At 41.6% G+C, this 9,233-nt stretch carries 9 protein-coding genes; 5 read left to right on the forward strand and 4 right to left on the reverse strand.

Annotated elements, in window-relative coordinates:
- Positions 1 to 11 precede the first annotated feature (11 nt).
- From F8S12_RS04915 to F8S12_RS04930, 4 genes are all read right to left on the reverse strand, one after another.
- Positions 12 to 641, reverse strand: coding sequence for an FHA domain-containing protein (locus F8S12_RS04915; RefSeq protein WP_196515204.1), 630 nt, complete (start codon positions 639 to 641; stop codon positions 12 to 14).
- Positions 619 to 2,760: a substrate-binding domain-containing protein gene (locus F8S12_RS04920; protein WP_196515206.1), complete on the reverse strand. Its 2,142-nt coding sequence runs from the start codon at positions 2,758 to 2,760 to the stop codon at positions 619 to 621. The genes F8S12_RS04915 and F8S12_RS04920 overlap by 23 nt, the downstream gene beginning before the upstream one ends.
- A 43-nt stretch (positions 2,761 to 2,803) precedes the next feature.
- Entirely contained in the window at positions 2,804 to 3,484 is a 681-nt protein-coding gene (locus F8S12_RS04925) for a response regulator transcription factor (protein WP_196515207.1), read from the reverse strand.
- A gap of 69 nt (positions 3,485 to 3,553) precedes the next feature.
- On the reverse strand, positions 3,554 to 4,672 hold the full coding sequence (locus F8S12_RS04930; RefSeq protein WP_196515208.1) for a sensor histidine kinase: 1,119 nt from the start codon (positions 4,670 to 4,672) through the stop codon (positions 3,554 to 3,556).
- Between the two features lie 405 nt (positions 4,673 to 5,077).
- Between F8S12_RS04930 and F8S12_RS04935 the strand changes: the two genes are divergently transcribed.
- From F8S12_RS04935 to F8S12_RS04955, 5 genes are all read left to right on the forward strand, one after another.
- Positions 5,078 to 5,917, forward strand: a complete 840-nt coding sequence (locus tag F8S12_RS04935; RefSeq protein ID WP_196515210.1) for a Pvc16 family protein — start codon at positions 5,078 to 5,080, stop codon at positions 5,915 to 5,917.
- Positions 5,918 to 5,947: 30 nt separating this feature from the next.
- Positions 5,948 to 7,609, forward strand: a complete 1,662-nt coding sequence (locus F8S12_RS04940; RefSeq protein ID WP_196515211.1) for a phage tail sheath family protein — start codon at positions 5,948 to 5,950, stop codon at positions 7,607 to 7,609.
- A gap of 266 nt (positions 7,610 to 7,875) precedes the next feature.
- Entirely contained in the window at positions 7,876 to 8,331 is a 456-nt protein-coding gene (locus F8S12_RS04945) for a phage tail protein (protein WP_196515212.1), read from the forward strand.
- 22 nt (positions 8,332 to 8,353) lie between these two features.
- Entirely contained in the window at positions 8,354 to 8,848 is a 495-nt protein-coding gene (locus F8S12_RS04950; RefSeq protein ID WP_196515213.1) for a phage tail protein, read from the forward strand.
- 11 nt (positions 8,849 to 8,859) lie between these two features.
- On the forward strand, positions 8,860 to 9,207 hold the full coding sequence (locus F8S12_RS04955) for a hypothetical protein (protein ID WP_196515215.1): 348 nt from the start codon (positions 8,860 to 8,862) through the stop codon (positions 9,205 to 9,207).
- Positions 9,208 to 9,233: the final 26 nt, after the last annotated feature.

Genomic DNA, 9,233 nt, shown 5'->3' on the forward strand with positions numbered 1-9,233 from the left:
TTTAACTTTTGCTACACAACATATACCGTGAAATTAACTAGATTATCCTGACCAAATCGCAGTACATCACCGTTAAGTAGGCGATATTGCATACCAGGAGTCAAAGGATTGTTGTTTAAATAAATACCATTTGTACTCATGTCAACAATCATGTATGAATTTTGCGACCAGTCCCAATCGACCCGCGCATGACGACGAGAGACTATTCCCTCACTGGGAATACCAGTCAAGTCAATTTCTGGCGGCGCTATTCCTGAACTCTGACTGCGGCGACCAATATAACCTCCTTCCCCAACGAGGTTAAATTCTCTTCCCGTGGTATGAATCAGCTTTAAAAGTGGCGCTCTTTGAGGCGGAGGAGTATAAACAGGTGGTGTTGGTGGATGAGAAACCCTCGGCTGATAGACTGTTGAATAATCAACGGGGGCTTGTTGGGGAACTTGGTAGTTAGGTTGGTCTGTTGCTGGCCGCTGATACTGAATAGGTGGTTGTTGACTAGGTGGTTGTTGACTAGGCGGTTGTGGTGTAGGGGCAACTACATTACCCACAGGAGTGGAACACCAGGGACAAACCTTAGCATTGTTAGGCAGGGCGCGGTTAAAATATTCGCAACTGGGATTAGGGCACCGATTTGCAGGCATAGGAATTTATATCATCGGGCATAGGTTGTAAAGCTACAAGACCTACTTTACTAAGTAAACACTGACCCTGACGAGTAGTTAGCATCTGGGCAAATGTAGAACCACCCGGCAGGCGGCTGCTGTCTTTAGGGTACACTACAAAAATAGGGTATCCCAAGGGATAGCTTTGGAATGTTGTGACATCAACATAATAATCATCATGTTGACACAAGTCATCTGAGGGATTAATTGAGCGGCGTGAGCGCCGTTGAAACAGAGGTTGAATAGCTGACTTTTTGCCATCTGCGATCGCTAGGGGATAGCCAGTACACTGTTTCCAAGTTTTACTGATAATGCCAAAACTTATAATACCAGTGGTTCGCCCCTCTAAAGTCTCGCTACGTATCTGGTTTTGGGTCTTTGTTGTATCAAGTTTAGTAACTTTCGCTGCAAATAAAGCTTCGTCCTGAGGAGCGTTTTTGAGAACTATTTCTTGAAATTTACTGATTGCTTCCGGTTCAGTTGGGGCAAAAGGTTTCACAGTCAGATTTGGAAGCTTGGCACTAATCTGCTGCCAATTAGTAATTTTACCTGTGTAAATTTGACGCAATTGCTCAAGATTTATTTGCCCCCCAAGAGCATTAGCAAGATTTGAGTCTCTCTTATTAAATGCTACAAAAACAAGTAACCCATCATAAGCGACTGATTTTTTAGATAGGTTATTTGTAATTTTATCTCCTAAACTAGTAATTGCAAAGTCTTTTGTGCTTGTTTGTTGTACTTCTTTAATACTTTTAATAGGATTGTTTACATCTGATGATAAAATAGATTCATAGTTATACGTTGCTGTTGCATCTGGCTTGGGTCTAGTTAATAAATCTCCTAAACGACTATTGTCTACTGGTTGTGTCAAAATATAGCTCCATGTACCATCTTTTTCTCCTGTGTAAGTAAATTGTCCAGAAGGAACGTTTGGGACTTCGGAGAAATTTCGCACAAGTCTAGACCATTGGATATATTTATTAGGGCTATCTGGTTTATTACCCCAAAGCCAATACCAAATTCCCCCGCCAAGTAGTAATAAAGCCAGAATCCCCAGCAGAATTAAGGGCATTGGCAAAGGTTTTTTTATTACTTGATCATCTGGCGATCGCAATTTTACTGAACTATTGCCATGATCTTCTTTGGGAAGTTGTAGCAGTGCTTGGCGAGCCGCTTCTGCACTGTCAAAAGGAGTTTCCAGCCCAATTAAATGATAAATAAACTGTTTTAAATGGCTATCGGTATCTGGCCATTGTTGATTATCTCTCGGATCTAAAGGCTGGTGAGAAGATAAATTAGTTGTCCTTCCTACCCATAAATAAAAGGCTACCAATCCTAATGATTGTAAATCTTGCTCTGGTCTAGCGGGCGCGGGTTGAGCAATAATGGGGGGAATAAATAAGTTTTCCCAGATAGCTAAATCACAAAAGTATATAGAAAACTTTTGATTATTTTCTACCTTAATCAAAGTACTATCTAAACTAATATTGCCGTGAGTTATACCTAGTTGTATTTGGTTTGAGGGAAAACGCAGCTTTTGGGTGTGGAGAAACTGGAGAGTTTGCAAACCTTGATTTAGTACCTCACGCACCTCAGGAGATGTCATTGCTCCCTTCTCTATCAGATATTTAGCTAAAGTTTGGGATGATTCTATTCCTTTAGTGATTAAATAGCAGCGTTCTCCTTTATCATCTGCGATCGCTTCTCTAGTTTCCACTAAACGGAAGTTTTGAATTCTACTATCGGCTAAACTTACTCCACCTACTCGTTTAAAAGTGTCTTTCCGCTTCAGAGTCTCGCTTTCATTAAAACAACGATTGGGTAGCAGGTATTCTTTGATGATTACAGGCTGTTTATCCTTGAGTTGGATACCTGAGTATAAGCGGCCTAAACCCTGCACACCGACAAAACTAGCTATCTGATAAGTACCCTGATTTCCTTTAATCTCAGCCTCCTGCGGTAAAGTGGCTGGAAAACCACATTCCAAGCAAAACTTAGCACCCTTGATTTGTTGCGCCGTTTGGAAGGGGCGATCGCAATTTAAGGGAGAATTGTACGAGCAGGGGTATTCTTGATAAAAAGATTCAAATGAAGGCATATACAAAGAGTTTCGTGAATTGCGCTGATTACTTCTGTCGCGCTCAAGCGTGAACTAATCCTAACTTGAGGGCAGCCACAATAGCTTGAGTCCGGCTAGTAACCTTCAATTTTTCAAAAATACTTGTGAGATGCGCCTTAACAGTAGCAACTGTCACATATAGACGCTTCGCTATTTCTTCATTAGAAGCACCTTGAGTTAACCAGTATAAAACTTCTTGCTCTCTTTCGGTTAAATGCACTTCATGACATGCTTTTACACAAGAGTCTGAATAAGCCTGAAAAAACCGGAAAAATCGACTAGCAACTTCTGAAGGTAGATAAATTTCCGACTTTGTAACAGTGTCAATAGCTTCACACAGTTGTGTTGCCAAACGATTTTTAAACACATAACCTGCGGCTCCCGCCTGCATTGCTCTAAAAATCCAGTCATCTTCTTGATGAGCCGACAATACTAAAACCTTGCCAGTATAAGCAGTTTCTTTGAGACGTGCCAGAACTGTAATCCCATCACATCCTTTCAATTGCATATCCAGCAAAATTAAATCTGGACATTTCTGGCCTGTAAATTTTAAAACTTGCTCCACAGAATCAGCATCACCCACAACTTCTACAGGTAACGCAGAATTAATACTATAAAAATTGAGGAGAGTACGTAACCCTTGGCGAAAGCGTTCTTCGTCATCTACCAGCAAAACTGTAAGTTTCTTATGATCATTATTCATCTTTATTAATTACGAATTACGAATTACGAATTACGAATTACGAATTACGAATTACGAATTACGAATTATTTATCCAGTTCTTGGTCGAGGCAGAATCATAGAAAATTGCGCTCCACTTTCTGACAAAACTTGCGCCCAAATACTTCCTTGATGATCCAGAATAATTTTTTTAGCAATAGTTAAACCCAGCCCTGTACCTCCTCGACGCCGGGAATAAAATGGGGTAAATACTTTTTGCAAATCCTCTTGAGATAGTCCTAGACCTTGGTCTGCAATTTTGATTAAGACTTCATCTTGAAAAATTTGCCAGCTACAGGTAATAGTTCCTAAATTAGGACTGAAATGAACAGCATTACTGAGGATATTATCAAATACTTGTTTTATTTGCAATCTGTCTAATCTCAGTATTGTTGATGTATCAGGAATCGATATTTTAAGTTTTTTCTGATTAATTAGAGGTTGTAAATTTGTGATACTTTCAACTACTAAACTTCTTAAATCTTGAAGTGTCATCCTTAATTTTGCACTTTGTCCACAATCAAGAAGCTCATTTAAATTAGTATCTAAATCTTGTATGCTTTCGCCAATGATTGTTGCTTGCTCTTGCCAAGGACTATCTTCTAATCCTAAGCATAAATTATGTGCATACAATCCGATAAGTCCTAGAGAGTTACGCAATTGATGACCGACTCGATGCAAGATATCTTCTAGTAGTTGAATTTCAGTTTTTTGTCTTCCATAGTCTAAAGAAATATCTACATACTTACTCAAAAGCATCGCAGAGCGTTTTACGTATAGTTGCAAACTGGATGATAGAGGTTCATGAGTAATAATTTGAATGTATTCAGGCTTTTGATTTCTGTAGGCTATGGGGCAAATGTAAGAAATAGATGAAAAATCTTTAAGTCTAAACTTATGTAAAGTAAAAGCAGGCGGAAAATCTGTAAGCCATGCTTCTGAGCGCAAATAAGCTAAAGTTTTTTTGGAAAAGGTAGCTTGGTCTTGACCATAATTTATAACCTCCTGATGAGTTTTCAGGAAGCAATCATGATAAACAATCCGAGCGAAAAAAATTGGATATTGACTAGTTAACTGCTCAGACTCTAGCTGACAAAAGCTTTGGATGTCTGAGGAACTCAAACAATTAGAGCCATTTTCTAGTTTTTGTAGAGAAAAGCCTAGTGTCATAGCTTCACTTGCCTTTTGCAACAAAATATTTTTACTCTTATTTTAATCAGTATAAAATTATGCAGTCTCAGTAATGTTTATTTTTTGTTAAGTTATCTTGTTAGATAATTCATACAAAGAATTATTAAATGTATGGACGACTACTAGGGTGGGTTTTTCGTCGCTCCAGACTAATCTACAAACTGAAGTTGCTACTTTTCGGATTGTTGAAAAACTAATATCCTCCAGCCTCCTCAATCATCATTCTGGGGGAGCAGGGAGGAAGTTGCAGTAAGTATTTCCCAATGCCCCATGCCCCATGCCCAATGCCCCATCTAAAAAATATCGACAAAAGTCTAATTAACTTTAGAAGGCTCATACAGATACTCTAGAGGCATCTGGATTAGCTACCAGCACAACACCTTCATGCTTATCTTCGTTCTTCAAACTTTAGCCGAAATTTTAGCTGGAGGAACCTCACTTACCAGTACAGAACAAATTGACTTTAGCCATCCTGGTAATCGAAGGGAAGAGGGAGCAGGGCCGACTCTCAATTTATACATTTATGATATACGTGAGAGTAAGCAGGTACAACATTCTGGTAGGCAAGTTGAACGCAAGCTAACACGCTCTCTACAACCTGCTACTGTAAATTGGGCACCCGCTTGGTTTGATGTTTCGCTGCTATTAACAGCGTGGGATAGAACAGCTTTAGGTGAGCATCACTTTATCAGTGAAGCGTTGACCGTGCTATTGCGCCATCGCACTTTGGAAGAGGAGTTTTTGGTTCCTGAATTACGAGGCTATGGGAATTTGAATATGACAGTTGCCCTAGAGCCGCCAATTGAGGTTGGCTCCTTATGGAGCGCTCTCAATGTGCCATTGCGTTCAGCCTTATATTTGACAATTACAATACCCTTCGAGCCACAACCGACTTCAGTGCCTTTGGTTTGGGAGCGAATTTTCAATTTACGAAATCAAATGTCTCGTGATAGTGACAGTTTAGTATTAACTAGGCGAGTTGCGATCGCGGGTATTGTCAAAAGTGCGGTGACAAATCTGCCGTTGGTAGCGACAGAAGTGACTGTCAGAGGAACTGAAAAATCCATATTAACAACTAAAGAAGGGCTGTTCTTCTTTGAAGACCTTCATTTAGGTAATTATGTTTTGATTCTGAATCATCCTGGCTATTTACCCCAAAACGTCAATGCCTTGGTAGATAACCAAAGTCATACTTTCAAAGAAATATTTCTAACTCCTGAATAATTAGATTTTTACTGACTTGGAGAGACTTTCATGGCTAGACTTGATTACTTTGCTCCTGGTGTCTATATCGAAGAAATTGACCGGGGTAGCCGGCCGATTGAAGGTGTTAGCACCGCAGTTGCGGGATTTGTCGGCTTTACAGAAGATGTTCGTGGTGGGGCTGAGTTATATAAACCCGCATTAGTGACAACTTGGACGCAATATCTCAACTATTTTGCCCGTCCCAACTCTGATGGGTTCACCGACTTCAACGCCTATTTACCCTTTTCAGTTTACGGCTACTTTATGAATGGCGGTGGTCGCTGCTGGGTGACAAGCATTGGTACTCAGTTACCAGGCGCACCCAAACCCGCGACTCCAGAACCGGCTAACCTACGAATCAACTCTAGAGGCAATCGTCCAGCCCTCCGCTTTACTTTGCGCCCTGAACAAGCAGCAGGCGGATTAGTAAATATCATCATTATTGATGGCTCGCCCCGCGCTCTACCTGAAGGTACTGAAGGAGAAGCTCCGCCAAATACAGGGGAATACTTCACAATTCAGATTCGTCGGGGAGATGAACTTCTAGAGCAATATGAGAACTTGACGATGAACCGCGAGCCTGGCGCTCAAACAGCGACTTATGCAGTGGCGGCATTGAGAAATTCGATGTATATCACTGTAGAAGACGTTACTCAAAGCGGACAGCCCTTAGCTCGGCGTCCGGTTAACGGTCAATATGAATTAGCGCCGCCCATTGTTGCTACCACACCCGATAGATTTTCACAAAATTTAGAAGGGGTTCGAGACGATCGCACCGGGGTACGCGGTATCTTTGAAGTTGATGAAATCACGATGTTAGCCTGTCCTGATGTGATGCGGGCTTATCAAGAGCAGATACTTAATTTAGATCAAGTTCATGGCATCATCGAACTGATGATTAGTATGTGCGAGGGTTCTGCTAGTGGCGATATTCCCAATCCGCCCAACCGCATGGTTGTACTGGATGCGCCACCGGATGCCGTCAAACCTCAACAAGTGGTGGAGTGGTTGAACAGATTTAACCGTCGTTCGATGTTTGCGGCCCTTTATTATCCCTGGATTAAAGTTCCTAATCCACGCGATCGGGGTAATCCAATTCTAGTACCTCCTTGTGGTCATGTGATGGGTGTTTGGGCCCGTACTGACGAAACCAGAGGAGTTTATAAAGCGCCTGCAAATGAAGTTCCCAGAGGCGTAATTGGTTTAGGCTATGATACCAATTTTCGCGAACAAGAACTATTAAACCCCCTGGGGATAAATTGCATTCGCAGTTTCCCCAACCGAGGCATCCGCATTTGGGGGGCACGCACGCTAGTTGAGCCAGACAAGACAGAGTGGCGTTATATCAGTGTGCGTCGGCTCATTAGCTATATCGAAAAATCCCTAGAACTGGGGACTCAGTGGGTAGTTTTTGAACCGAACGACCAAGATTTATGGGCGCGTGTCACACGTACCGTCAGTAATTTTTTAGAACGTATTTGGCGTGAAGGTGCTTTGTTTGGGGCATCTCCAGCACAAGCATTCTATGTAAAGTGCGACGAAGAATTGAACCCACCAGAAACCAGAATTTTAGGTCGTTTGTATATTGAAGTGGGAGTTTGTCCCGTCAGACCTGCTGAATTTGTTGTTTTCCGCATCAGCCAATGGAATGGTATTGAGGATAGCGAATAGCAATCAGTACAGCTTTGCGTAAAATCGTAGCGAATTGAGGGTTAAAATTTTAACGCAAAGGGGCGCAGAGGTAAGCGCAGAGGAACGCGGAGAATTCGCTACGAATTAATAGACCTCTTGCAAAAGTCCTTCTTTTCGCTTTCTCCTTTGCGCCTTTGCGCCTTTGCGTGAGACAAAAAATTATTTATGCAAGAGGTCTAATGAAATGTTGACTGTAACTTCTCCCCCAGTCCCCAAATTAATTACACACAAAGGAGTCTAAAAGTATGGCCGGCGAATTTTTAACCTCTTGTAAGTTCTACTTCGAGGCTGATGGAATTACGGATAAATTTATCAAAGAGATTAGTGGACTAGGCGTTGAGAATACCCCAGCCCAAGAAGTCCACGGCTCATCTAAGGGCGCTAAACTCATGCGCCAAGCTACACCAACGGTTGTTAAATTTACCAACATCACAGTAAAAGTCATCGCCACTGATGATATAGACCTTTATAGTTGGTATCAAAAGTGTAACGAAGACATGGGCGACCCTCGTCAGTGGTCACAGAATCGTAAAACTGGTTCGGTGGTTGCTTACGACCAACAAGGTTCTGAAAAGGCACGGTGGAATATTGTCAATTGTTATCCTTGTAAATACACTGGCCCTACCTTAACTGCCTCTGGTGGTGATATGGCGAATGAAACAGTTGAGTTGGTTCACGAAGGAATTAAACGAATCAAATAATTAGCTTATGCAGTAATCAACAGTGGTACAATCCGCAAGCAGAATTCCAGAAGTTCTTACAGCCCATCGGTTCTATTTAGAGCTGACACTAGAAGGTCAAAACGATGCCAATTGCTTTTTTTTGGAGTGTCAGGGCTTCAAAAGAACACAAGAGGTAATTGAAATTTCTGAAGTTACTTCTCAAACCTGGGGTACAAAAGGGCAGTCAAAAGGTCAGGTGGTGAGAACTAAGCTTCCTAGCAATGCTAAGAGTGGCAATCTCACTTTGCGTAGAGGTATCACCAACTCTATGGATTTTTGGAAGTGGTTTGAAAAAGTCCAACAGGGTAAGTGGTCTGAGCAACGTAGACTTGTTGCTTTGTCTATTTATAATCAGGCAAATCAAGAAGTAGCTAGATTTGAATTAGCCGGTGCTTGGCCTGCAAGTTACAAAATTGCCGATGTTAGTGCCCGCAGTCATGACATCGAAATTGAGGAAGTGGAGGTTGCTTTTGAGGAATTTAAACGCGTGAAGTAATTAGGAGGAGTATGTTTCCAACAGAGTTTGAATTTATACTGCCAAAGGGGTATCTAGACTCTGAAGGCAACCTCCACCGCAAAGGTGTAATGCGGTTATCAATGGCGATAGACGAGATTGCACCCTTGCGTGACCCACGCGTTAAAGCTAATCCGGTTTATGCCACAATTATTATCTTGTCGCGAGTAATTACCCATTTGGGTGCTTTATCTGAAATAAATCCGGCAATAGTAGAAAACTTTTTTGCCCAGGATTTAAATTACCTCCAAGATTTTTATCGTCGAATCAATGGATTGGAAGGTGAAACTTCCATAACAGAAGAGACAGTAAATTCTCCCGAAGCACTGCTTCATAATTGAATGGGGCATGGGGCATGGGGCATGGG

Source organism: Nostoc sp. WHI (assembly GCF_015714725.1).
Lineage (GTDB): Bacteria > Cyanobacteriota > Cyanobacteriia > Cyanobacteriales > Nostocaceae > Nostoc.

Bases quoted from the DNA above. Each gene is read 5' to 3' on its own strand.
- F8S12_RS04945 (WP_196515212.1), top strand. From the start codon at position 7,876: ATGGCCGGCGAATTTTTAACCTCTTGTAAGTTCTACTTCGAGGCTGAT.
- F8S12_RS04915 (WP_196515204.1), bottom strand. From the start codon at position 641: ATGCCTGCAAATCGGTGCCCTAATCCCAGTTGCGAATATTTTAACCGC.
- F8S12_RS04920 (WP_196515206.1), bottom strand. From the start codon at position 2,760: ATGCCTTCATTTGAATCTTTTTATCAAGAATACCCCTGCTCGTACAAT.
- F8S12_RS04925 (WP_196515207.1), bottom strand. From the start codon at position 3,484: ATGAATAATGATCATAAGAAACTTACAGTTTTGCTGGTAGATGACGAA.
- F8S12_RS04935 (WP_196515210.1), top strand. From the start codon at position 5,078: ATGCTTATCTTCGTTCTTCAAACTTTAGCCGAAATTTTAGCTGGAGGA.
- F8S12_RS04930 (WP_196515208.1), bottom strand. From the start codon at position 4,672: ATGACACTAGGCTTTTCTCTACAAAAACTAGAAAATGGCTCTAATTGT.
- F8S12_RS04940 (WP_196515211.1), top strand. From the start codon at position 5,948: ATGGCTAGACTTGATTACTTTGCTCCTGGTGTCTATATCGAAGAAATT.
- F8S12_RS04955 (WP_196515215.1), top strand. From the start codon at position 8,860: ATGTTTCCAACAGAGTTTGAATTTATACTGCCAAAGGGGTATCTAGAC.